Source organism: Bacillus sp. mrc49, from assembly GCF_002803435.1.
On the sequence record NZ_PHNG01000391.1, the window covers coordinates 1 to 318 of the forward strand.

Annotated in this window: 1 protein-coding gene; it reads left to right on the forward strand. The window is 46.9% G+C overall.

Annotated elements, in window-relative coordinates:
- Positions 1-318, forward strand: a 318-nt coding sequence (locus CVN76_RS02455) for a response regulator transcription factor (protein ID WP_157805482.1), incomplete at both ends; no start/stop codon positions are given.

The following is a 318-nucleotide window of genomic DNA, read 5'->3' on the forward strand; positions in this document are numbered from 1 at the left end:
AAGCAAAAATCGATACAAGCGTTTTGTTTTTGACGGCAAAGGATGGCCTTGAGGATCGTGTCAGAGGGCTTGAGATGGGCGGTGATGACTATTTAGTCAAACCGTTCCAGGCACCGGAGCTTAAGGCAAGGATCCGCGCCCTCCTTCGCCGAAGCGGCATCATAACGCTTTCGCAGCATGTGAAGTACCGTGGAATCGAATTGCTGGAAAAAGAAAAGGATATTTCAGTTGATGGCAAGGTCATCAAAATGACCTTGAAGCAGTACGAACTATTGGAGTACCTCATTCAAAACAACGGAAAAATATTGACCCGGGAGA